Source organism: Aureivirga sp. CE67, from assembly GCF_015767245.1.
Classification (GTDB): Bacteria; Bacteroidota; Bacteroidia; order Flavobacteriales; family Flavobacteriaceae; genus Aureivirga.
In genome coordinates, this window is sequence record NZ_JADOTV010000021.1 from 1,604 (window position 1) to 24,783 (window position 23,180).

Annotated in this window: 22 protein-coding genes; 10 read left to right on the forward strand and 12 right to left on the reverse strand. The window is 29.5% G+C overall.

Features of this window, described 5'->3' with window-relative positions; translation table 11 throughout:
- The first annotated feature begins 339 nt into the window (after nucleotides 1-339).
- Genes I0K12_RS18080 through I0K12_RS18090 form a run of 3 tightly spaced genes read left to right on the forward strand, consistent with a single transcriptional unit; the run spans nucleotide 340 to nucleotide 4,627 of the window.
- Entirely contained in the window at nucleotides 340-756 is a 417-nt protein-coding gene (locus tag I0K12_RS18080) for an endonuclease domain-containing protein (protein ID WP_196889549.1), read from the forward strand.
- Between the two features lie 6 nt (nucleotides 757-762).
- A complete protein-coding gene (locus I0K12_RS18085) occupies nucleotides 763-3,942 on the forward strand; it encodes a type I restriction endonuclease subunit R (protein ID WP_196889550.1) in 3,180 nt (1,059 codons plus the stop codon).
- Nucleotides 3,935-4,627 carry a M48 family metallopeptidase gene (locus I0K12_RS18090; RefSeq protein WP_196889551.1) on the forward strand — a complete coding sequence of 231 codons (693 nt, stop codon included), beginning with the start codon at nucleotides 3,935-3,937 and terminating at the stop codon, nucleotides 4,625-4,627. The genes I0K12_RS18085 and I0K12_RS18090 overlap by 8 nt, the downstream gene beginning before the upstream one ends.
- A gap of 287 nt (nucleotides 4,628-4,914) precedes the next feature.
- Here I0K12_RS18090 and I0K12_RS18095 read toward each other — a convergent pair whose 3' ends face one another.
- A complete protein-coding gene (locus I0K12_RS18095) occupies nucleotides 4,915-5,061 on the reverse strand; it encodes a hypothetical protein (RefSeq protein WP_196889552.1) in 147 nt (48 codons plus the stop codon).
- Nucleotides 5,062-5,527: 466 nt separating this feature from the next.
- Between I0K12_RS18095 and I0K12_RS18100 the strand changes: the two genes are divergently transcribed.
- Together I0K12_RS18100 and I0K12_RS18105 are read left to right on the forward strand one after the other, a co-directional pair.
- On the forward strand, nucleotides 5,528-6,187 hold the full coding sequence (locus tag I0K12_RS18100) for a hypothetical protein (protein WP_196889553.1): 660 nt from the start codon (nucleotides 5,528-5,530) through the stop codon (nucleotides 6,185-6,187).
- Nucleotides 6,188-6,510: 323 nt separating this feature from the next.
- Nucleotides 6,511-7,062, forward strand: coding sequence for a hypothetical protein (locus tag I0K12_RS18105; protein ID WP_196889554.1), 552 nt, complete (start codon nucleotides 6,511-6,513; stop codon nucleotides 7,060-7,062).
- Nucleotides 7,063-7,363: 301 nt separating this feature from the next.
- Here I0K12_RS18105 and I0K12_RS18110 read toward each other — a convergent pair whose 3' ends face one another.
- The 9 genes from I0K12_RS18110 to I0K12_RS18145 form a co-directional block, all read right to left on the reverse strand.
- On the reverse strand, nucleotides 7,364-8,086 hold the full coding sequence (locus I0K12_RS18110; RefSeq protein ID WP_196889555.1) for a metallophosphoesterase family protein: 723 nt from the start codon (nucleotides 8,084-8,086) through the stop codon (nucleotides 7,364-7,366).
- Between the two features lie 66 nt (nucleotides 8,087-8,152).
- Complete coding sequence (locus I0K12_RS18115) at nucleotides 8,153-9,004, reverse strand: helix-turn-helix transcriptional regulator (RefSeq protein ID WP_196889556.1); 852 nt, start codon at nucleotides 9,002-9,004, stop codon at nucleotides 8,153-8,155.
- 79 nt (nucleotides 9,005-9,083) lie between these two features.
- The gene (locus I0K12_RS18120) at nucleotides 9,084-9,302 is read right to left on the reverse strand and encodes a YwbE family protein (protein ID WP_196889557.1); all 219 of its coding nucleotides are present in this window, start codon (nucleotides 9,300-9,302) and stop codon (nucleotides 9,084-9,086) included.
- A gap of 109 nt (nucleotides 9,303-9,411) precedes the next feature.
- Complete coding sequence (locus I0K12_RS18125) at nucleotides 9,412-9,612, reverse strand: hypothetical protein (protein WP_196889558.1); 201 nt, start codon at nucleotides 9,610-9,612, stop codon at nucleotides 9,412-9,414.
- Between the two features lie 288 nt (nucleotides 9,613-9,900).
- Nucleotides 9,901-10,032 (reverse strand): hypothetical protein, encoded by a 132-nt coding sequence (locus tag I0K12_RS22145; RefSeq protein WP_255552918.1) that lies wholly within the window; start codon nucleotides 10,030-10,032, stop codon nucleotides 9,901-9,903.
- 6 nt (nucleotides 10,033-10,038) lie between these two features.
- The gene (locus tag I0K12_RS18130) at nucleotides 10,039-11,004 is read right to left on the reverse strand and encodes a DUF5700 domain-containing putative Zn-dependent protease (protein WP_196889559.1); all 966 of its coding nucleotides are present in this window, start codon (nucleotides 11,002-11,004) and stop codon (nucleotides 10,039-10,041) included.
- A gap of 134 nt (nucleotides 11,005-11,138) precedes the next feature.
- Nucleotides 11,139-11,870, reverse strand: a complete 732-nt coding sequence (trxA, locus tag I0K12_RS18135; protein ID WP_196889560.1) for a thioredoxin — start codon at nucleotides 11,868-11,870, stop codon at nucleotides 11,139-11,141.
- Between the two features lie 227 nt (nucleotides 11,871-12,097).
- Nucleotides 12,098-13,024 (reverse strand): ketopantoate reductase family protein, encoded by a 927-nt coding sequence (locus tag I0K12_RS18140; RefSeq protein ID WP_196889561.1) that lies wholly within the window; start codon nucleotides 13,022-13,024, stop codon nucleotides 12,098-12,100.
- 70 nt (nucleotides 13,025-13,094) lie between these two features.
- The gene (locus tag I0K12_RS18145) at nucleotides 13,095-13,712 is read right to left on the reverse strand and encodes a MarC family protein (RefSeq protein ID WP_196889562.1); all 618 of its coding nucleotides are present in this window, start codon (nucleotides 13,710-13,712) and stop codon (nucleotides 13,095-13,097) included.
- 127 nt (nucleotides 13,713-13,839) lie between these two features.
- On the opposite strand from I0K12_RS18145, the gene I0K12_RS18150 reads away from it, so the two are divergent.
- Together I0K12_RS18150 and I0K12_RS18155 are read left to right on the forward strand one after the other, a co-directional pair.
- The gene (locus I0K12_RS18150; RefSeq protein WP_196889563.1) at nucleotides 13,840-16,335 is read left to right on the forward strand and encodes a DUF5686 and carboxypeptidase regulatory-like domain-containing protein; all 2,496 of its coding nucleotides are present in this window, start codon (nucleotides 13,840-13,842) and stop codon (nucleotides 16,333-16,335) included.
- 95 nt (nucleotides 16,336-16,430) lie between these two features.
- Nucleotides 16,431-18,896: a DUF5686 and carboxypeptidase regulatory-like domain-containing protein gene (locus tag I0K12_RS18155; protein ID WP_196889564.1), complete on the forward strand. Its 2,466-nt coding sequence runs from the start codon at nucleotides 16,431-16,433 to the stop codon at nucleotides 18,894-18,896.
- Nucleotides 18,897-18,953: 57 nt separating this feature from the next.
- On the opposite strand, the gene I0K12_RS18160 is transcribed toward I0K12_RS18155, so the two are convergent.
- Complete coding sequence (locus I0K12_RS18160; RefSeq protein ID WP_196889565.1) at nucleotides 18,954-20,327, reverse strand: flavin monoamine oxidase family protein; 1,374 nt, start codon at nucleotides 20,325-20,327, stop codon at nucleotides 18,954-18,956.
- A gap of 274 nt (nucleotides 20,328-20,601) precedes the next feature.
- On the opposite strand from I0K12_RS18160, the gene I0K12_RS18165 reads away from it, so the two are divergent.
- Nucleotides 20,602-21,078: a hypothetical protein gene (locus I0K12_RS18165; RefSeq protein WP_196889566.1), complete on the forward strand. Its 477-nt coding sequence runs from the start codon at nucleotides 20,602-20,604 to the stop codon at nucleotides 21,076-21,078.
- A gap of 40 nt (nucleotides 21,079-21,118) precedes the next feature.
- Here I0K12_RS18165 and I0K12_RS18170 read toward each other — a convergent pair whose 3' ends face one another.
- Nucleotides 21,119-21,715, reverse strand: a complete 597-nt coding sequence (locus tag I0K12_RS18170; RefSeq protein ID WP_196889567.1) for an NADPH-dependent F420 reductase — start codon at nucleotides 21,713-21,715, stop codon at nucleotides 21,119-21,121.
- 84 nt (nucleotides 21,716-21,799) lie between these two features.
- On the opposite strand from I0K12_RS18170, the gene I0K12_RS18175 reads away from it, so the two are divergent.
- Nucleotides 21,800-22,156 carry a winged helix-turn-helix transcriptional regulator gene (locus tag I0K12_RS18175; protein WP_196889568.1) on the forward strand — a complete coding sequence of 119 codons (357 nt, stop codon included), beginning with the start codon at nucleotides 21,800-21,802 and terminating at the stop codon, nucleotides 22,154-22,156.
- A 122-nt stretch (nucleotides 22,157-22,278) separates the two neighbouring features.
- On the forward strand, nucleotides 22,279-23,121 hold the full coding sequence (locus I0K12_RS18180; protein WP_196889569.1) for a hypothetical protein: 843 nt from the start codon (nucleotides 22,279-22,281) through the stop codon (nucleotides 23,119-23,121).
- Nucleotides 23,122-23,180 lie beyond the last annotated feature (59 nt).

Sequence of the window (23,180 nt, forward strand, 5' to 3'; positions counted from 1 at the left end):
AGGAGGAGGTAGAACACCCCTACTAATCAAGTAATATTAAATCATCCCGAGTAAGAAAATTTAAAATTTGCTTGGAGTTGCGTGTTTTACCTCCCCGCCTTTAAGGCACCCCTACTAAAAGGAGGGGAATTATTAGGGTTGTGGATATATTATTTTTTTGGATTTTTTAATTAATTATAAAATCCAAACAACTCTCCTCCTTGCAGGAGGAGTACCCGAAGAAGGAGGAGGTAGAACACCCCTACTAATCAAGTAATATTAAATCATCCCGATTAAAAAAAAACAAACAAATTACTCAAAAACAACATTTTATATTTATTTTTAAAATAAAACTTAAAAATGAATAGAAACGAATTGCACAACCGACCAGAACTTAAAAAATTTAGAAAAGAGCTAAGAAACAACGGAACAACTGCCGAAGCTGTACTTTGGAATTGTCTGAAAAAAAAACAATTAGGAGGTTTTAAGTTTAGAAGGCAGCACAGTGTTGGCAATTATATTTTAGATTTTTTTTGTGTAGAAAAACATATCGCAATAGAACTAGACGGTGCGCATCATTTTACCAAAGAAGGAAAAGAAAAAGATGCGATTAGAGATGCTTTTTTAAATGAACAAGAAATTTTAGTGCTTCGTTTTGAGAATAAGCTTATTTTTGAGAATCAAACACAAGTTTTGGCATCTATTTTAGAGAATTTGCTAGAACGAGAAACCATAAATGACTACTGCTGGAAAAAGAAAACTAGCAGTGAAGAATAAAAAACTATGAGTCAATCCCCAGAATACAAGTATAGCGAACAACCCGCTATCGAATTATTTCAAAAAATGGGTTACCAATATACAAAAGGTAGCCAGCTAGAAGAACGAACAGAAATTACACAAATACTTTTAGAAGAACGCTTAAAAAAAGCAATTCAAAGAATCAATCCGTGGATTAATCAAATCAATCTGCAAAAAGCATTTCAAGAAATTAGTTCTATCAATGGAAGTTCTTTGATGGAAATAAACCAAGAAGCTTGGAAATTGATTCGTGGTGGGAGTTTTCGTGTAAAACAAATCATCGAAGGAAAAGAAACTTTTTTACCTGTTCATTTTATAGATTATGAAAATGTAGAAAATAATGATTTTTTGGTAGTAAATCAGTTGAAGTTCCATGGTACAGCAGAACATTCCATTCCAGATTTGGTAGTTTTTGTGAATGGATTGCCTATTGGAATTATCGAATGTAAATCGCCAAAAGCACAAAACGCTTGGGATAAAGCTTTTTCAGATTTAAAATATTACCAAAAAAACTCTGAAAAACTATTTCATTTCAATCAGATTTGTTGTGGAATTTGGGAAGTTGGCGGAAAATATGGAGCCATCGAAGCACCAAAACAATTTTATTCTGTTTTTAAAACAGCCAAAGACGAATCCTTAGATTTTTTAGGAGATTCACCAAAAGAGCAAGATATTTTGCTGTATTCTCTTTTTAGAAAAGAACGTCTTCTGGATTTGATTCGTCATTTTGTAATCTTTGAATTAAACGAAGGAAAAACCATCAAAAAACTTCCGAGATACCAACAATTACGAGCAACCAATAAAACCATTCAAAAACTACAAGAAGGTGAAGGAGGCGTAGTTTGGCATACACAAGGTTCTGGAAAATCAATCACTATGGCTTATGTTACCAGAAAACTACAAGCACCAGAATTTGGTTTTGACAATCCTACGGTTATCATCATGACTGATAGAAAAGATTTGGATAGACAGATTACAACTACTTTTCGAAATGTTGGTTTTAAAAATGTAAATCAAGCAAATTCTGTAGCTCATCTAGATGGATTGTTACGAAATGATTATGGAACAATTATTACTACTACCCTACAGAAATTTCAAGAACCAGATCAAGAAAATACTTCTTCTAACGATCAGACAGCAGTAGAGGAAAATGGTGCTATAAGAATAGAAAAAGAAATAACAGAAACAACACTGACCAAAATTTACAAACAAAAAATAGACGGAAAGTGGCAAGAAACCGATAGAGAAGTTATAGAACTAGAAGAACTTTCTGCGAAAGAAAATTTATATATCCTAGTTGACGAAGCACACCGAAGTCATTATGGGTTTCTAGCATCTTTTATGCGAACGGTATTGCCAAAAGCTAAATTTATTGCATTTACAGGAACACCCATTTCTAAAGAAGACAAATCAACTTTGGGAGAATTCTATGGCGGAAACTATATTGATGTTTATACCATAAAAGAAGCTGTAGCAGATGGTGCTACGGTAGATTTGTTATACGATTCTGGAATTGCAAAATTATCGATTAAAAAAGAAGCATTAGAAGCAGAGTTTGAAGAAAAATTTGGCGATGCATCTGAGGAAAAGAAAGATAAACTTAAAAAAGATGCTTTAAAAAAATATCAAATCTCTTCGGAAAGAGTCGAATCTATTGGAAAGCATATTATAGATCATTTTAAAGAAAAAATATATCCAGACGGACACAAAGCCATGTTGGTTTGTAATGGTCGAGAAGCTGCAATTCGATACCAACAAATTTTACATCGATTAAAAGAAGAAGGTTATCATGATTTTGATTCGAAAGTGGTAGTGAGTTTAGGTTCACCAAAATCGGATAAAATAGCCAGAGAATATCATGAAACAATGAGTTGGAATATAAAAAATCCGAACGATAAAAAACCTGTATTTGTAGTTCCTACAGAGGATATTAAAGACGTTACAGAAGATTTCAAACTTCCTTTTGGAAACGAGGAAGAAACAGAAAAATCTGGAAAAAAGAAATATGATAATACTGCATTTTTGATTGTATCTGATATGTTATTGACAGGTTATGATGCTCCAATTGCTTCTTGTTTGTATTTGGACAAACCTTTAAAAGAACATAATTTATTACAAGCTTTAGCCAGAGTAAACCGTTCCAGAAAAGGAAAAAGTGCTGGTTTTATAGTAGATTATAGTGGAATTACAGAGGATTTAACACATGCTATGGAAATTTTTTCTGGTGATGTAGTTGCAGAAGATATTTTGAAAGATTTAAATGAAGAATTACCGAAATTAGCATTAAATCACACTAAATTGGTTTCTTTATTTAAGTCCATAAAAATAGACAGGAATTATCAACGAGATGCGTTTATAGACAAAGCAATCCGATTTATTGAACCATTGGACATTCGAGATGAATTTAAAGATTTGTTGAAGCAATTTAATAAATCCGTAAATCTGGTATTGCCCAATGAAAAAGCGATGAAATATCAGGGTGATTTTAAACTTTTCAACGAATTAAAAATAAGGGCTAAAAATGCGTTTCCAGAAGATGAGGAATTAAAAATCACCAAAGACGAAAGTAAAATGTTACAAGAAATAATTGATGAGCATTTGAAATCTAATGGCGTTCAGAATTTATTCAACGAACCTATTTCTATTATAGATAGAGAAAAATTTGAGGAAGAATTAACCAATACTTCTCCAGCTACAAAAGAATTGAAGATGCGAAATAATTTAAAGCATACCATCAAAGTTGGAATGGATAAAAATCCTGATTTTTATAAACCTTTAGCGGAAAGGCTGGAACAATTACTAAAAGAAAAAGAGGCAAATCAGATTACGCAAGCACAGTTATTATTCGCTTTTGGAGAAATGCAAGATCAAATTATAAACGAGCGAAAAGAAGGAGAAAATAAAGGATTTGTTACTGTGCAAGAAATTGCTTTATTTAATTCCATGAAAACTATTTTTGCAGAAGAAGCAGCAAAAAAAACAAGAACCTTTTTTGACGAAATCCAAGCACAATTAAATATCATTGGTTGGGAAAGTAAAGGACGAGTTCTGAAAAAAATTGAAAATAAATTAATGCGCGTTCTAAAATTAAAGTTAGAACATGAAGATGCGAAAGAAAAGATGAGGGAAATGATAGACGTATTAAAGAAAAATAAAGATGCCTAGTGTAGCATATGGGAATAAGACAATAGAATATACCTTTCAAGAGCAAGAAGATTTGAATGCACATTATATCAGTGTAGAAAAACATTCTGGTGTTGTGTTGAAAGGAAGTTTTCTGGAAGAAGAACAGCAAAAATATTTGATTTTAAAAAAAGCACGTTGGATTTTAAATAAGCTAGCCTTGGTAAAATCTATAGATACTGACACGATTGTAACAGGTTCTAGAATGCAATATTTGGGAAGAAAATATTATGTGCAACTTATTTTGGATAATGATTTGAAAAAAATCCAAATTTCTTTTACAGAATCCAAATTTCAAGTCTATTTACCTGAAAACTTACATACACAAGAAAATCTACAAAAAGCTTTTAGCAAATTTTTGAATGCAAAAGCAGTAGAAAAAATAACGCCTAGAGTAAAAAAATGGGTTAAAAAAACAGGATTAGAATTCCAACAATTAAAATTCAGAAAACTAGAAAAACGCTGGGGAAGCTGCACACCTTCTAATACGATTATTCTAAATTTTGATGCGATTCAATTACCATATAGTTTAATTGATTATTTAATTGTTCATGAATTAGTTCATACAAAAATTAAAAATCATTCCAAAGAATATTGGGCAGAAGTTGCAAGATATATTCCTAATTATGTACAATTAGATGTTAAAATGGATGATATGAAGTTGTGAAAAATTAATTAAACACTTTCATGTTTGATTTTGTATAAAGGCATACAGATTATCAAGCTTCCCTCTTAAGGGAAAAGTCATCAAAACTTATTATGAATATCTGGCATACTTTTGTAAATGTGCCCATTATCCCTAATGTTTGCATGGTCACATTTACAAAATCTCGCCAGCGAACATTAGAAATAAAATATACCTTTCATAGTTCTTTTCAAAACACCTCTATAATTTACTGGTATTTAAGGAGTATACTCCCTCCTTAAACACCAATAAAAAAACATTCTTACAGTCTAAGAACATCCATTTTTACCACAAGTAATGCTTTTACTTGTAGAAACCCAATGAGAACTATGTTCTCTTGTGTCTGTTCCACACCCTGTTTTACCTCCTTTTGTTCCTCTATGAACAACTGCTGTTGGTTTGTGTTCTACTGCCATTTTTTATTTTTTAAAATTAATATTTCTTAAAACTAAATAACTAAAATCTACAATCCTTACGGGTTTCCACATTTGTCTAAAAAAAAAGCAAGTCAAATTATTTTAACAAATAAAACGTAAACATGTTAAATAAATATATTTTTCATACATTTAAAATATTAAAAACCAATTATTTATATAAATTCAAAAGTAATAAACAGAAGAAACCTTAGAAGGAGTTAATGAGAAAGCAGAAGAAATAGGAAAGCAGCTGGAAGGAACACATGAGAAGTCAGAAGGAGCAGAAAAGCAGCTGGAAGGAACACATGGGAAAGCAGAAGGAACAGAAAAACATCTGGAAGGAACACATGAGAAAGCAGAAGGAATAGGAAAACATCTGGAAGGAACACGAGGGAAAGCAGAAGGAATAGGAAAGAAAATCTTTCACATAAAATAAAAACGAATATTAATTTAAAACTAGAATAGCATGGCTACACAAAAAAAGCAATCTGAAGCAAAAACACTAGAGTTTTATAAAGCAGCACTAGAAAATACAGAGACACAAACAGAAATAGCAGCAATTTTAGCAGAATTCGGCTATGATGCTACCCTAATTGCAGAAGGAAAAACAATCCTAGCAGAAACCGAAGAGGCTTTCCGTTTCAATAAAAAAGAAGACATTGAAACTTCACAAGCTTACAGAGCCTACGATGAGAAAAAAGAGGAATTAGAACAAATTTTTAGCACACACCGCAAAAAAGCAAAAGTTGTATTCCGCAAAGAACCAGGTACACTTAGCGATTTAGAAATCATTGGGGTATTGCCAAAAGCATATACCAAATGGATGGAGAAAGTAAAACTATTCTACAACACCCTAAACGAAACTCCAGAACTCGCAGCAAAACTTGTTCGACTAAAAATTACCGCAGAAGACATCACAACAGCAATTTCATTAATCGATGCTGTAGAAAAAGCAAAAAACCACTACCTAATTGAAAAAGGAGAATCACAAGACGCTACCAAACAAAAGAACCAAGCCTTCGAAAAAGCAGACGACTGGATGAGCGAATTCTTTTCTGTAGCAAAAATAGGACTAGAAGACAGACCGCAACTAATGGAAGCCCTTGGAAAAGTTGTATTGAGTTAAAACTACCATTCTAAAAAAAAACAGTACTTTGATTGAGACAAAATACTGGTTTAAGACCATTTATATTACTAAAATATTTTACATATATAAGTTCAAATAAACTTTGACAAGAACTAAACAAAAACCAATAAGAAGAATTTAATTCTTATATCAATTAAATTGAGTATTTATACTCTATAAAACTTAAAATTATACTTGGAAATTTGTAATGTAATTAATTTATAATATTCGATTGAGTAGCTACTATCATAATATTTAATTATAAGGGTGAAATCTGAAAAACCTAATTTTAAAAAGAGTAGGAATTTTTAAATTTAAAGATTATGAGAGTTATAACAGATCTTTTTTTAGTAGCAAGTAATGCATCAACTGCTCCAGCAGGACCAGAAGGTTATATTTTAATTGGATGTTGGGACGTTGATTCGGGAGGTTCTGTAGGAACAAAAAATTCGAGAGGTACAGGAATGATGGCTCTGTATGCAGAACATACTGAAGTTGAATCTTTAGAAGACGTTCAACATATAGAAAATGTATTTTTAACAGCATCTAATGACCCTAAGCCTATAGCTCCAAATGGTAAAAATTATGAAAACATTGGATATTGGGCTGTAGATGGAGGTGGTAGTGTTGGTACAAATGGTAGTACTGGAAATCGTATGATGGGAATGTATATTAGTAAAACAAAAGGTGGTAAATCATATATTAATGATGTACAATTGACAGCAAGTGACGATCCATTTCCTATTAATATTGGAGATAGAAGTAATTATTTTTTAACTGGATATTGGGATGTTGATGTTAATGGAGCTCATGGTACAAATAACAATAGTTTTGGAACTTATATGGCAGGTCTTTTTGTAAGATATACTTTTTAAAAATTTTTATTAATATCAAAGGCTAGAGAAGTCAAAATCCTCTAGCCTTTGATATTATTTTTTTGAGCAAAAGTGAGAGTTTTCGATATAGAAAATCTAAGTTGTATTTTGTCTTTTATTAAAATATCTTCTCAAAATATAATTTCTTAAAATACTCAATATTGTTAGATAGATTGTAATTAACATATTTTTCCCAACATGGCTTTCAATACCTAAAAAAGGAAATATAATATTTAGTGATATTATTGTGATTAAAAATCCAACTGACACATTTACCAAACTCTCTAGAAATGATTGCTTTTTAGTCTGCATGGTCAAATAGATTAATTTTAGAAGTAAGATTCGTATTTTCAATCTGAATTATTCTATATCCAGAAATTGTTTTATCTATTTCAATTTTATTTAAATCTTTTTTTATTTGAAAAGCAACTGCAGGTGTTATAAATTGTTTTAAGTTTTTATAAAACGAAGTACTTTCTATATGATAATGACCGCAATAAATTGTAATTTCATTTTTTACTTGTGTCAAAATTTCAATCAAATTTTTACGATTTATTAATTTTCCTATTTCGTCTACTTTCAAATCTAATTTAATAATTGGATGATGAATAAAAATAATAATAGGTTTAGCAGTTTTTAGTTCTTTTTTCAACCAAATAAGTTGTTTTTCATCAATTACACCAGAAGAAGAATCTAAATAAATGATTTTAAAACTTATATATTCTTGACTTTTATAGATTTTTTTTGAATCAAAATTAACTCCTGTTTTGTAGTATTTAGAAATTTCAAAAAAATTATCATGATTACCTAAAGTTACAGAAGTATTAAAAGTTTCAATCTTTTTAAAAAAATAAGAAACTCCATCACCTTCTCCAATATCCCCTGTACAAACAATGTGTTGAATATTATTTTTTTTGATATCATTTATAATGTAGTCTAACCTTTTTCTTGTTGTTATTTTATCTTTAAAAGGAAAATATTCATCAAGATGTAAATCTGTTATATGCGCTATTTTTTCAATCATTTTTATAATTTATATGTCCAAAAATAGATTGATTTAGAAATTTTGTTTTATAAAATCTTGCTGATTTTAATATAACCTTCTAAACTTGCTTGGGGTAAATCCAGTATACTTTTTAAATGAGTTTGAAAAATAAGCAGTATTATCAAAACCACAATTTATAGCAATTTCAAAAATGGTTTCTTTTGTGGATTTCAGTTTATTTTTCGCATGTTCTAATCGTATTATTGTCAAATAATCAAGAGGAGTATTTTTATTAATTTCTCTAAATAACCTATGTAAATAGTATTTACTAATTCCAATATCTTTACTAATAATATCAAGAGTTATTTTTTCTTTAAAATTATCATTTAAATACTCTTTTGCATCCATGATTAATTTATATAATTCTCTCTTGGTATCATGTTTTATTATTTTCAAATTAGAAAAATTAGTATCAATCGAAATTTGCTCTTGAACTATTAATTCAGAGATTTTAATAAATAAATCATCTATTTGTTGTATCAAAGCTATTTGATTGTTTTCATATAAATAAGCAATTTCTTTAAGTAAAAAATAAATATTTTGATTCGAGTTTTTTTGTAGTATTTCTAGAAATTTAATAGATTTCTTTTCATTGGTTTGAAAATGAAAAATATCATCAATTAACTTTAAAGACAAAAACAAAGAAATTCCTTTAGTATCTTTTTTTGCTTCTGTCGTTATTAAACTATCATTATTTAAAATAAGATATTGATTCTTCTCAACTTTTATATCACGGTTATCATAATTATAATTTTTCAATCCATCAATAACAAACTTTATTGTATAAGTTGATTTATATGATATAGATATATCTTCAGAATGGTTAGAATATAAAAGTTTATTTTCTAGTTGATCTGAAAATTTAGGCAAAGACGTTATTTCTTCAAGTTTTATCATACCATAATATTTTTTACAAACCTAATTAACAGATACAATAAAGTTTCACAAAAATCAACTCTATTTTATTTAGGTTCCCCTACTCCCCATCACCAAGAACCTCTTTCACACGACCTACTTCTCCAGTTTCCAATCGAACTTTAATTCCATGTGGATGTTGTGGTGATTTTGTAAGAATTCGCTCTACAAAACCTTCAGTAAGTTCTCCTGTTCGCTGATCTTGTTTCTGAACTATAGAAACCTCATATCCTTCTTTGATATTTTTTCGCAGCTTCCCACTTCTATTTTGATTTTCCATTTTTTTCTGTTTTATTTCTTTACAAAAATAGGGCTTATTCAAGAGTAAAATACAATAAAGAGCTCATTTAAATTTTGATAAAAACAAACAAGCTCTCCTAAAATTTTTATTACCAATATTCCGTAATCCTAAAAATTTTACCATCACGAAATTCAAAATGTGTCATTTGTGGCTCTCCATCTTTTATCCTTCCTTCTTTATTAAGAACATAACTCCTTTGAACAGTAACAGCGTTTAGACCAATTATTTTATTCAAAATTTTCACATCAGATTCTTCACCAGTATAACCTCCATTTTCTAGATTTCTCACATAACCTTTATATAAATCTTCTCTTGTATAAACTCCTCCGTATTGTGGATGTATATAAGTAAAATCATCTGTAAAAAGTTCGAAAACTGCATTTACATCTTCAATTTTTGAATCTGCTTGAAAAACTTTAATATTTAAGAGCCTGTTTAAAATTGTATCAGAATTTATTTTATAGCTTATTAAATTACTATTTTGACGGCTTTTTTGGAGTGCATAGCATCGCTATGGACGATTAAAAAAGACAAAAAAGAGCTTTTTAAGAAGCATATAAATTTTTTTGATATAAATTTAAACAGGCTCTAAATCATAATATTTTTCAACCATTGTATTCAATGAATCTTTATGTTCTTGTGTGGTATTCTGAGCCACAGCTTGATTCATTGTCCATAAAATCAAAAAAGTTGTAATTATAAATCTCATATATTTTTATTTTTTAGAATTAGTCAATCCATCTGGGAAAACAGCATCAAATTTTTTCTTACTCTCTCCTTTCAAATATTTTTCAGCTAATGGAATTAATGCATCCGGCCCCATTTTAATCCAAGGAATTAAATTTCGATCATCTCCCTTAGCTTCCATAGCAAGCCAAACTCCTACTGGCAAAGCTCCCCATTTTTTCTTCATCGGACCTCTAGAAAGATTTCTTCGAAGTTTCCATTTCTCTTCTTCTGTCAAATTTTCTGAAGTTTCAATTGTGGTAATTCGCTCTGCAAAAATCGGATAAAGTGTTTCAAATGTTTTATCTGCCACAGTTGATAAAGAATCTCCTTCAGGAAACCATTTATCCGACATCGAACGATACATTCCTAAACCTTCAAACATACATTGCCAATAAATTGTGTCTTGATATGTTTCTAATTTTTGTCCTGTCTGTTTTGCCCATTCATTGGATAATAAATGTGTGTATTCGTGGGCAAAAAATCGATCAATTCTTTCTTTGTTTTTTGCAGTTTTCGCAGAACCATATTCTCTTACAAGTGCAGTAAGATTCAAACAAACTGTATTATAGCCAATCGTAAAAGCATCATCATAGCCTTGATACCCTAAAAAAACATTGGTTGTATCATTTATATAAATAGTTTCAAAAGGAACTTTTAGCGAATCTTTCATCTGATTCCATTTAGAAGATTTAGAATCTATCAATTTATACCATTCTTTTTCTTCTTCACTTAAAGCTATTTTATTTTTAGATAAGGAATCTATAAATTCTTCACTATGTCTTCCTTTTAGAGCATTTTTCCAATCTGAAGTGATTTTATCATCTTTAACACATAGCTTAATTTTAGTTACATAATCATTTTTCTCTTTACTATTATTTGTAGTCGATTTTTTAGCATTTGTACAACTTATCAATAACAGTAGAAGTGAAAATACTTTGAGGTTAGTCTTCATTTTTTTTGTTTTATTAATTTAATAAAATAAAGACTGATTAATTAAACGATTGTGACACTATCACTTATAATCTAAATAAAAAAAGCACCACAAAAAGTGATGCTTGATTTTAAGTTTAAATATATCTTTAAAAACTATAATTTATCAATAATTTGTTTGATTAAATCTAAAGTAGTTTTCGTGTCTTTTTGATTTTCTTCTGCTAAGATCAATGCTTCTTTGGCTTTCTTTAAAGCTTCATTGTATTTATTCAACTTAAATAAAAGTGCTGCATATGTTTTTACATTGATATAATTTTTCTCTAACCCAATTGATTTCTCAATGATTAAAATCGCTTGTTTCAGTGTTTTTTTATCCTCGTGTTTTTCATAAGCATGATTGGCAATTTTATACAAATCTCCCCAATTACTATTCTTACTAATAATTTCTAAATTAAATTCATCTTTCGCATCATGATTTTCTGGAGTAAATTCCATTCCTTCCACAACAACGACCATATCTTTATAATTATCAATATGTGCTTTAAATTCTTCTTTAGTCATCGAACCATTTACCATACCTAAAGATTCTCCATTTTTAAGAAAAATATAAGTTGGTACAGAAGAAATCCCGATATAATCATCCGTTGTATTTTGATCTACGTCCATTTTATAAAAAGTAACCTCTCCTTTTAGTTCTGAGTTTAACTCTTCTAAAATTGGATCCATCATTTTACATGGTCCACACCAAGTAGCATAAAAATCTAAAACTATCAGTTTATCATTTTTCACCAAAAGTTTTTCGTCCAATTCAGCATCTGTTATCTCAGTTTGTGCAAACACTGAGAAGTTTAAAAGACCTAACGCTAATAATAGTATTTTTTTCATTTTCTAGTTTTATTAAATTTTGTCAAAAATATATTTTTTTAAAGAAAATCAATAGCTAGTAACCGTTGTATTTCTGTTTTTTTAAAACCTTGCTAAGAGTGATTTTTCATATAATTCTTTTATTTTGTTAAAACTGTATAAATATAGAATTATATGTTAAAACTTCTACAAAACAAAAAAGCAAAAGAACAATTCTTTTGCTTTCATCATTTATATGTTTTTAAACTTTATTTCATTCCTCTTGCCTTAAACTCTCTTGGTAAATTTACATAGTAAATTATATCATTTACAGGAGTTGGTACATTGTGTTCTTTTCCAAGTTTCACAACCATTCCGTTTAGATAATCTATCTCAGAATGCTTTCCATTCCAAAGATCTCTACAGGTAGAAGTTGCTCCTTCGTATGGGAAATTATCAATCGTTTCCATGATTTTATCTGCAAAGGCAACATCTAATTTTCCGTTTACTTTCTGACTAACTTCGCAAATTTCTACTAAAGAATCTCTCAATAATGCTCTAGTTTCTGGTACTTCCCTCACTCTACCAAAACTTGTATCAGAAATACTGATTAATCCTCCCGTACAAATCAAAACAAATTTCTCCCAAAGTTTTTTCTCAATATCATCTGTCATCAAAGTAGGAATTCTCGCACTTGTCAATACATTCTCGATATGTTTCAATCTTGGTGTAAATTCTTGATTATACTCTCCAATTGTAATCATTGGTTTATCTCCAAAATGATTAATTACACCTGGTTCTTCTATTTTACTTAAAATTTTACAAGATCCTTGAATGATATTTTTCTTCGGAATTCTAGACTGCATTTCTTCGGCTATAGAAATTCCATTTTGCAACGGAACCACCACCGTATCGTCTTTCATAATTGCGGCAATTGCAGGAAGTGTATCTTTTACTTGCCAAGTTTTTGTGGTATGTATGATTAAATCTGGTTTTTCAATAGAATAAATATCATCTGTTGCTGTAACTTCATTTAATTTAAAGTTTCCCAACGTACTTTTCACTTCCAAACCATTTGTTTGCATTGCTCTCAGATGATTTCCTCTTGCAACAAAAGTTACATCATTTCCATCTTTTGCCAACATTGCACCAAAATATCCTCCGATAGCTCCCGCTCCTATTATTACTACTTTCATCCTATTTTATTTTGTTATTCTTATAAAGATACTGAATTATTACCTGTTATTTTATACTATTTTCTAGGTTTTATTTTAATGAAAAAGCAATTTTCACTCCTTGTATAAACATATCTGTTCCGATAATAGAAAGAATCAATCCCATAATTTTTCCTATTACGATAATCAGATTATTTCCAAAAAAACGAATTATTTTACTACTCAACAAAAAAGAAATATAAGTCAACAACATCATAAAACCGAAAATCAAAGTCAGAATAGCGATTTTTATATAACTCACATCTGCAACAAAATTCATTGCTGTAACGATAGTTCCAGGTCCTGCTAAAATGGGAATTGCCAAAGGAGAAATCGCAAGAGAATCATCAATTTTAAAATTCGTCTGATGTTGTGTTTTCAAAGGTTTTGATTGCAACATTTCAAAACCAACATAGAAAAGTAAAATTCCTCCTGTGATTTTAAAGGCTGGAATTGTAATACCGAAAAGCTGAAAAATATATTTACCCAAAACAATAAAACACACCACTATAACAAAAGCAATTAGACATGCTTTTCTTGCTATTTTCTTTTTATTTTCTTCGGTTTCTTCTTCTACCAATCCAGCAAAAATTGGTGTATTTGCAATCGGATTCATCACTGCGAAAAAACTTGTCAGAATACTTAACCCAAACGTGAATAATTCATTCATTTAAAAAAATATTAAGGCTTCTTTTAAAAATAATTCTTTTATCTCTAAATATTTTCAAACAAAATCTTAAAAATTGATGTAACAAAAATATTACTAGGTCGTTATGAATAACGAAAACCACTATTCTATGAAAAATTTAATTGCTATTCTAGTTCTTTTATTTTCGTTTCAATTATCTGCTCAAATTACAGGAATTGTAACAAATAAAAACAATGAACCTTTACCTTATGTAAATATTTATACTGCAGATGAAAAGTATGGAACAACCACTACAGACGAAGGTTATTTCAATTTAAATATTCCAGAAAACAGAGATTACACTTTAGTTTTTCAATTTATTGGTTTTAAAAAACAAGAAATCAAAATTTCAAAAAACGAACTTCCTATTAAACTAAAAGTAAAAATGGAAGAACAGAATGTTTCTTTGAAAGAGGTTGTTATTAACTCTAAAGAGAATCCTGCAATACGAATTATTAAAAATGCGATAAAAAACAGAAAGAAAAACTCGAAAAAAATTAAAAAATATACACTAGAATATTATTCTAAAAGTGTTTTTAGATTAAATTCTCTTCCTCTTAGTTTTTTAGAAAAACCCGAAGATTCTACAAGATTTCATAAAACTATGGATAGTATCGGTCTTGGTTTAGGAATTATTTATTTATCTGAAACTGTTTCGGATGTTTCTTATCAGGCTCCAGGAAAAATAAAAGAAGTCATGAAAGCCACAAAAGTTAGTGGTGATAATAAAGGAATTAGTTTTAATAGAGCTTCCGTAAAACAATTTAATTTTTATAAAAATAGTGTTGAAATCATGAAACCTATTATCTCGCCAATTGCTTCCAATGCTTTTGCGAATTATAAATACAAATTAGCTGGAACTTTCTATGATAAAGATGGTTTTTTGGTAAATAAAATTGAAGTAATTCCGAGAAGAAAAAATGATCCGGTTTTCTTTGGATATATTTATATTTTAGAAGATTCTTGGAGTATTTATGGGGTAGATTTAAATGTTACTGGAAAAAGTATTCAGATGGAATTTGCAGATTTGGTAAACATTAAACAGAACTTCAGTTTTAATGAGAAAGAAAATCATTGGATACGAAAATCTTCTTTTATCAACTTTGATTTTTCTTACATCGGAATAAAATTCGACGCGAAGATTTCAGAAGCTTTTAAAAACTATGATTTTAATCCAAATTTTGACAAAAAAACATTTACAAATGAAGTTTTTCGTGTAGAAGAAACTGCCTTAGACAAAGATTCTACTTATTGGAAAAACAATCGACAGATTGCTTTAGAACAAGAACAAATAGAGGATTATCGAAAAAAAGATAGTATTCAAAAACTTAAAAGCTCCAAAAAATATATTGATTCTTTAGATAGAGAAAATAATAAATTGACTATGATGAAGGCATATATGGGCTATACTTATCAGAATACACCAAAAAACTGGAAATTACAGGTCGATGGTCTTCTTGTAGGTTCTTCATTTAATACAGTGCAAGGTTTTAATCTTACTACTGGTTTAACTTATAAAAAATTAAATCCTGAAGAAGATACTTATTACAAAATTGGAGGAAAAGTAATGCAAGATTTTTCAGGAGGAAGAACTCGTTTTCGAGGAAATTTCACTAAAAAATTTAAAAGTCTTGCCAACAGCAAACTTACTTTGGAAGGAGGAAATACGGTAACTCAATTTAATCAAGAACAACCTATTCTTCCTGGTCTAAATAGTATTTACTCTGTTTATTTTAAAAGAAATTATCTAAAAATCTATGATAATACTTTTGCTAAAATCAAATATTCTGGGGAACTTTTTAATGGTTTAAATATCAAATCTTCGCTACTTTATACAAGAAGAAAACAACTTTTTAATACTTCTTCTTTAAATTGGTCAAAAAGCGATCGAAAATATACTTCTAATAATCCTTGGGCTCCGGGTGATTTCACTTCTACGCTTTTTGATACGAATAGTATTTTTAAATTCAATACGGAATTCACTATCAATTTTGGTCAGAAATACATGATGTATCCAAACAAAAAAGTAAATCTTCCAACAAAATTTCCAGTACTTAAAGTTGGATATGAAAAAGGATTTGGAGCATCTAAAAAAGAGTATGAATATGATAAAATATTTACTTCTTTAAACCAAACAATTCTACTTGGAAACAAAGGGAAATTTAAATACGAAGCGAGAGCTGGAAAATTCTTTAACGCAGAAAATATTTCTGTTTTAGATTATCAATATTTCAACGGAAACGAAACAATTTTCTCTCAAAAAACTCGACTTTTCAATAGTTTTAATTTACTTCCATACTATGATTTTATTTCAAATTCGGAGTATGCAAGTATTCATGTTCGCCATGATTTTAAATCTTATATTCTTGGAAAAATTCCTTTGATTAATAAATTAAATTTCAACCTTGTTGTTGGTGGAGATGTTCTTTTTACCAAAGAAAATAAACCTTACGCAGAATACTCTATTGGACTTAGCAATGTTGGAATAGGTATTTTTAGAGTTTTTACAGTTGATTATTCTCGTTCATTTTTCAATGGACAAACACGTGATAAATTCTTAGTTGGACTTAGTATCGATTTAAATTCATATTTAACTAAAGAATAATTTTTTATGTTAATTATTTTATAAATAGGTATATTTCTTGCTTTTAAATCGAAAAATTATCATTTTTTTACATCTCTAAATTTTCAAATTAGATTATGAAAAAAATTACTACGTTACTAATTTTCATTATTTCATTAAAACTATCAGCACAAATTACGGGGCGAGTGACTGATACGAATAATGAAGGTTTGCCCGTTGTAAATGTTTACACAGAAAATGAACTAACTGGAACCACTACAAACGATGACGGATTGTATATTTTGGATATAAAAAAACCAGGAACTTATACTATCGTTTTTCAATATTTAGGTTTTCAGACTTGGAAGAAAAAAGTAGATATCAAAAAATTTCCTTTTGAATTAAATGCTGTTTTAAAAGAAGAAAGTATTTCTTTAAACGAGGTTACGATTAATTCTAAAGAAAATCCTGCGATACCGATTATGAAGAGCATGATCAAACATCGTAAGGAAAACCTTGATAAAATCAGTGAATTTTCTGCAGATTTTTATTCTAAAGGGTTATTAAAAATTAAAGATGCACCGAAAAAATTTCTTGGACAAAAAGTAGAAACAGGAAATGCTGTTTTAGATTCTACACGTTCGGGAATTATTTATCTTTCAGAAACAATTTCAAAAATTGACCATAAAAGACCTGATAAATTCAAAGAAACTATCGTAGCATCCAAGACAAGTGGAGATGATAATGGAATTAGTTTTAACCAAGCTTCGGAAGTAGATTTCAATATTTATGAAAACACGATCGATATGGGAAAACCAATTATTTCTCCGATTGCTTCTAATGCCATGGCAAATTATCGCTATAAATTAGAAGGAAGTTTTTATGATGATCATGGTTTTATGATTTATAAAATTAAAGTAATTCCAAGAAGAGAAAATAATCCTGTTTTTAGCGGATACATTTACGTGGTTGATGAGCAATGGACTGTTTATGGAACAGATTTGAAAGTTTCTGGAAAACAAATGCAACAACCTGTGATTAAAGAACTTCACATCAAGCAAACTTTTAATTATCAGAATCAAGATGAAATTTGGGTAGTGATTTCACAAACCTTAGATTTTGAAGCTGGAATATTTGGTTTTAATTTCAATGGAAGATTCTCTGCGGCTTATAGTAATTATAATTTTAATCCAAATTTTACTAAAAAAACTTTCGGAAGAGAAATTTTATCTTTTGAAGAAGGAGCTACTAAAAAAGACAGTACTTTCTGGGAAAATCAAAGAAAAGTTCCGTTAACTCTAGAAGAAACAAAAGATTATAAAGTTCGAGATAGCATCGTAGCAAGAGAAAAAACTCCAGAATATTTAGACTCTATTGATAGAGCTTATAATAAGTGGGAATGGGGAAATCTTTTCTCAGGATATAGTTATAGAAATTCGAAAAAAGACTATAGAATAAGTTTTGACATGCCTTGGACAGAATTCAGATTTAATACAGTACAAGGTTGGAACTCTAATGTAAATTTAGATTTCTCGAAATATAATGAAGACAAAGGAAGCAGTTTTTATGCTTCTGCTACTGTAGAATATGGTTTTTCTGATGATCGAGTTCGCCCTTCAGGGTATGTTTATTATCGATTTAATCAGAAAACAAGACCAGCAATTTCTGTACGTGGAGGAAATAGAGTTAAGCAGTTTAATCGATCGGAACCAATTACTCCTTTCTTAAACACGGTTTCTTCTTTATTTTTCCAAGATAATTACATGAAAGTTTATGAAGAAGACTTTGCTTCTATTCGTTATTCTCAGAAAATTTTTAATGGCGTTTTATTTTATGCCAATCTAGGATATTATGATCGTAGTCCGCTTTACAATACAACAGATCAAACATTTTTCCCGAAAAGTAATCGAGCATATACTTCCAATAATCCTTTTGATGGACAAAGTTTGAATGCTCCTTTTATTGCAAATTCTATCTATAAAACTTCTATTGGTTTTCAATTTCGCTTCGGAGAGAAATATATGAGTTATCCTAATTTCAAAATATCTATTCCTTCTTCAAAATACCCAACTTTATTAGTTCAGTATGGAAAAGCATTTGGAGCAAGCAATTCAGATTATAATTATGATAAAATTGTTGGAAATATTCGTCAAAGTTTCAATATCGGAAACAAAGGAAATTTCAGATATAATATAAGTGCAGGAAAGTTTTTTAACGCAGAAAACATCTCTGCTGTAGATTTTCAATACTTTAATGGAAACGAATTGAATTTCTCAACAGCTAGCAGATATACAAATGTTTTTAACTTATTGCCATATTATAAGATTTATTCAAAATCAGAATATTCGACAATGCATGCGGAACATAATTTTAATTCTTTTATCATGGGTAAAATTCCTTTGTTGAATAAATTAAATTATAATCTAGTTATTGGTGGACATGCACTTTTCACAAAAGAAAATAAACCTTATACCGAATTTACTGTAGGATTGGATAATGTAGGATTTGGAAAGTTTCGACTTTTTAGAGTTGATTATATAAAATCTTACTTTGGAAATGAACAAAAAGATGGTTTTGTCATAGGCGCAAAAATCGGATTTTAAAACATAAAAAAAGCCAAATTGAAAACTCAATTTGGCTTTTATATTTTAAAGTAGTTTTTATTCAAAATCTGCCATCACTCTATTTGCTTCACGAACTCCAGATTCTAAAGCTCCTGAAACAGTTCCTTTATTTCCGTTTAAATTTGTCGCCTCTCCTGCGAAATATACTTTTTTCGCAATCGGAGCAGCTAATGTTTCTCTTAAGTTTCCTGTATTTGCTTTTTCATAAGAAAATGCTCCTTGAACAAACTCTTCTTTCCCCCAATCTTGCATTACATATTGCCCTGAGTAAGTTTGTGTTGCCTTTCCATCATACATAGCATCTAATTCAGCTAAAAGTCTTTGTACCATATGATCTTCGTCTAAAGCACTCAATTCTGCTGCATTTTTCCCTGTTACTTGTACTCCAATTACAGCATCATCCGTATCTTTTCCGTGTGTTGCATCATAATACATAGAACCATCTCTACCTCCAACAATCATATTATCTTCAAAAAAGTTTTCATTGAATTTTATAAAAACTTTGATACATTCTTCCATTCCAATGTTGTTGATTGCTGCTTTTTTCCCATCTCCCATTGGTGGTACAAACTGAATGTATTCATTTTGAAGAACTTTAATTGGTACAGTAACAATTACTTTATCTACATCATAAATATTTTGACCAGCCGTTACATACACTTTATCTCCAGTATAATCAATTTTTGAAACAGGAGCATTTAGTTTAATATTCTCTTCTAAATATGGTGCTAAATGATCGTTTACCAAATCATACATTGTTTTATCTCGTAATCTAAACTTTTGATCATTTGTTGTAGATTTCAAACTTTCTTGTAATTCGGCAGGGACACTTACATGTTCAGCAGAACCTCCATACATATTAGCCAAAGCTTCGATTAATTCATCATAAGAAGAATCCATTCCTTCTTGATCTGCCCAGTCCTCAAAAGATTGATTTGTTTGACCATGTCCATTGTAAATATAGTTTATAATTTCCTTCAAATCTCTAGGAGCTAAAGTTTCATCTCCTTTATACATTTGGTTATTATACCAATATTCTGGCTGCATGGTATCTTCATTCAAATTTTGACCATAATTTGTAGCTAATTGAAATGCATCTGAAGTATTTCCGTAAATAGTTTCAGCTCCCATATCTAAATCCATATCGGCCAAAGTTGTGTTTTTTCGCAATCTTCCCCCAATCTTATCCGATGCTTCCATGATAGATACATCATATCCTTCATCTTTCAGCATTTTTCCAGCTTGTAAACCTGAAGCTCCTGCCCCAACAATTAATACTTTTCCTTTTGTTGGTGGTGCTGTAATATATGGTTGAGAATCATCTTCAGAGTCATTACAGGAAAATAAAGTAAACGCAAATACAAGTAAAAGAATAAGTTTACTGGGTTGAGTTATTTTTGGTGTTCTCATAAATAAAGTTTTTATGGATTTATATTCATTTTTATAAGTAATTCTTTCGTCATCTTTCTTTCTTCTTAAAACTTATAATCACAAAAACTATTTATGATTATCATTTAATAAAATTTACGAGTATGAAATTACTAAATATCACATTATTAAATACTTAAATAGATTTTAATTTTTCTTTAAAGGCTGTTAAAGATTTCTGAATACAAATGATATTTATCTTTTATTCTTCTCATTTTAAGTCTTAACTTTAGAATCAATCTAAAAAAGGAAAAATATGCACGATTTAACTTTAGCAAGAATTATTCATATCATCGCTGTTGTAGTTTGGATTGGTGGAGTTTACATGGTAACAACTGTGATAATTCCAGCCATTAAAAGAATGAAAACGAAAGAAAATAAGATTGATACTTTTGAGAGAGTTGAAGGAAGGTTTTCAAATCATGCGAAAGTTGCTACACTTCTTACTGCAATTACAGGTTTTTATTTGGTTCATAAACTAAATGCTTGGGATCGATTTGAAAGTATTCGTTTTTGGTGGATGCATGCAATGGTTTTTATCTGGTTAATTTTTTCTATTGTTTTATTCTTTCTAGAACCTTTCCTTCTACATAAATTGTTTAAAAAGTTTGCGGAAGAAAATCCAGAAAAAACGTTCAATATCATGCATAGAGCACATTGGGTTTTGTTGATTTTGAGTTTCATTACCATAATTGGAGCCGTTGCAGGAAGTCATGGTTGGTATTTTTTCTAAAAAAAGCCTTACAATCAGATAACTGTAAGGCCAAACCAAATTATTTATTGAAATATAAAAACCCAGCTTTGGTTCCTTTTCCTGAAAGCGCCAAAGAAATATTTAGATGTGCTAATGATTCTAAATATCGAGCATTTTTTAAACCTTGAAGAACAACACCAGAAAATCCTGATTTGTCTGCAATTTCTTTAATTATATTCGCAGCTTCTTCAGAATCTGAAGCGATAAAAGTTGTCAACTTTTCACCATTATAATTCATATCTTCTTCATTCATCATATCAGCGAAAACAGTGTTGAATGCTTTTACAAACTTTGATTCTGGAATCAATTTCGAAGCGTGTTCTGCTGCACTTTCTTCACCTAAGAAAATTGGCGACCAATCTTCAAGATTAATTGCATTCGTGACATCTACAATTATTTTTCCTTTTAATTGTTCTTTATTTTTTGTCAAAATATCATTTACTGCTGCATATGGAGTTGTGATAAAAATTACTTCGCCAAATGCACAAGCTTCTTCAATAGATACTTGATTTCCTTCTGGATTTGGTTTACTTAATTTTACATTATATCCTGCTTTTGTAAATAATCCTCCTAAATTTTGAGCTACATTTCCAGCTCCTAAAAAACTAATTTTCATAATATTAAATTTTAAATTCTGATACAAAATTCTATCTTTGCTAATAAATAACCAAACAGTTAGTAACTAACAAAAAGGTAAGTAATGAGAAAATTATCATCTGTTAACTTTAAAAATGAGAAGTTTTTAGAGTATGATTGTCCGTTTATGACAACTTTACATTTTATAGGAAAAAGATGGAAACCTGCAGTTTTGTGGAAAATAAATGATGGTGTAAATCGATTTAATGAATTGAAAAAAACGCTTCCATACATCAGTGATAAAATGTTAGCTAATACCATCAATGAATTAGTAGAAGATTTGATTATTGAGAAAAAGATTTATGATGAAAGCCCTGTTAGAATCGAATATTATATGACAGATTTTGGAAAAAGTCTTATTTCTGTTTTAGAAGCCATGAATGCTTGGGGAGAAAATACTTTGGAGGAAATTAAAAAATAAAACTCCAGAATACGCTTAAATGTCTTTTTTGTCGCATTTTATGAGTTTATATTGATATTTAAGACATTAAAACTTAATATATATTTGATTTCTGACAAAACCCTAATTACATATTCGAATTAATGAAAAAAATTTCTTTACTATTTCTAACTATTTTCATTCTTTTCTCTTGTAAAAATGAAAAGAAAACCGAAAAAACTCACACTGAAAAACCCACAGAACTTATAGTAATCGGAACACTGCATAAACCTGTTCCGAATTTTAATGGAGATACTTTATACCAGATTTTAGAAAAATTACAACCAGATTTCATTCTTCACGAAATTGATTCTGCTGCCTTCACTTCTGATTTTAAGTTTAAAAATAATTATGGAGAAAATGAAGGAACTGCTTCTAGAATGTATATTAAAAAACATCCTGAAACACAGCTTAGACCTTTTGAATTCGAAGGAAGAAATGAATACAGAAGAGAAAAAGGAATGCGTCCTACAGATAAATATACACTTCGTCTGGTAGATAGTTTGAATAAGGCTAATTTATTAACTGAAGAAGAATCTGAAATTGCTACAACATATAAAAATGCAATAGAACCTTTAAAAGTGGAAGCTGCAAAATCTCCAGAGCATTTCAACAATCCAAAGACAGATAGTCTTTGTGAAAGAAGACAATTTTACCAATATCAAATGATTCCGAAAATCACGAATGTTCGAGAGGAATTTGCGAATCGTTTTCTTACAAAACCAAATGGAGAAAAAATCAGTTATCGAGATGGATATCAATTATGGGCTAATTTTTGGGATACAAGAAACCAAACTATGGCTAAAAACATCATGAAAATCACAGAACAAAATAAAGGAAAGAAAATTGTGGTTTTAACTGGTTTTATGCATCGTTATTATTTAAGAAAAGAATTGAAAAAACATATTCAAGGAAAAGATATTATTCTGAAAGAATTTTATGAATAACACTCAGAAACTTCCCTCTAACCACTCTGAAAAGAGAAATTTTACCAAAAAAATCCAAC

Coding starts and splice junctions, on each gene's coding strand:
- I0K12_RS18105 (WP_196889554.1), top strand. CDS start 6,511: ATGAGAGTTATAACAGATCTTTTTTTAGTAGCAAGTAATGCATCAACT.
- I0K12_RS18100 (WP_196889553.1), top strand. CDS start 5,528: ATGGCTACACAAAAAAAGCAATCTGAAGCAAAAACACTAGAGTTTTAT.
- I0K12_RS18115 (WP_196889556.1), bottom strand. CDS start 9,004: ATGATAAAACTTGAAGAAATAACGTCTTTGCCTAAATTTTCAGATCAA.
- I0K12_RS18085 (WP_196889550.1), top strand. CDS start 763: ATGAGTCAATCCCCAGAATACAAGTATAGCGAACAACCCGCTATCGAA.
- I0K12_RS18090 (WP_196889551.1), top strand. CDS start 3,935: ATGCCTAGTGTAGCATATGGGAATAAGACAATAGAATATACCTTTCAA.
- I0K12_RS18175 (WP_196889568.1), top strand. CDS start 21,800: ATGAGAAAATTATCATCTGTTAACTTTAAAAATGAGAAGTTTTTAGAG.
- I0K12_RS18170 (WP_196889567.1), bottom strand. CDS start 21,715: ATGAAAATTAGTTTTTTAGGAGCTGGAAATGTAGCTCAAAATTTAGGA.
- I0K12_RS18110 (WP_196889555.1), bottom strand. CDS start 8,086: ATGATTGAAAAAATAGCGCATATAACAGATTTACATCTTGATGAATAT.
- I0K12_RS18145 (WP_196889562.1), bottom strand. CDS start 13,712: ATGAATGAATTATTCACGTTTGGGTTAAGTATTCTGACAAGTTTTTTC.
- I0K12_RS18140 (WP_196889561.1), bottom strand. CDS start 13,024: ATGAAAGTAGTAATAATAGGAGCGGGAGCTATCGGAGGATATTTTGGT.
- I0K12_RS18130 (WP_196889559.1), bottom strand. CDS start 11,004: ATGAAGACTAACCTCAAAGTATTTTCACTTCTACTGTTATTGATAAGT.
- I0K12_RS18180 (WP_196889569.1), top strand. CDS start 22,279: ATGAAAAAAATTTCTTTACTATTTCTAACTATTTTCATTCTTTTCTCT.
- I0K12_RS18165 (WP_196889566.1), top strand. CDS start 20,602: ATGCACGATTTAACTTTAGCAAGAATTATTCATATCATCGCTGTTGTA.
- I0K12_RS18150 (WP_196889563.1), top strand. CDS start 13,840: ATGAAAAATTTAATTGCTATTCTAGTTCTTTTATTTTCGTTTCAATTA.
- I0K12_RS18095 (WP_196889552.1), bottom strand. CDS start 5,061: ATGGCAGTAGAACACAAACCAACAGCAGTTGTTCATAGAGGAACAAAA.
- I0K12_RS18120 (WP_196889557.1), bottom strand. CDS start 9,302: ATGGAAAATCAAAATAGAAGTGGGAAGCTGCGAAAAAATATCAAAGAA.
- I0K12_RS22145 (WP_255552918.1), bottom strand. CDS start 10,032: ATGAGATTTATAATTACAACTTTTTTGATTTTATGGACAATGAATCAA.
- I0K12_RS18080 (WP_196889549.1), top strand. CDS start 340: ATGAATAGAAACGAATTGCACAACCGACCAGAACTTAAAAAATTTAGA.
- I0K12_RS18160 (WP_196889565.1), bottom strand. CDS start 20,327: ATGAGAACACCAAAAATAACTCAACCCAGTAAACTTATTCTTTTACTT.
- I0K12_RS18155 (WP_196889564.1), top strand. CDS start 16,431: ATGAAAAAAATTACTACGTTACTAATTTTCATTATTTCATTAAAACTA.
- trxA (WP_196889560.1), bottom strand. CDS start 11,870: ATGAAAAAAATACTATTATTAGCGTTAGGTCTTTTAAACTTCTCAGTG.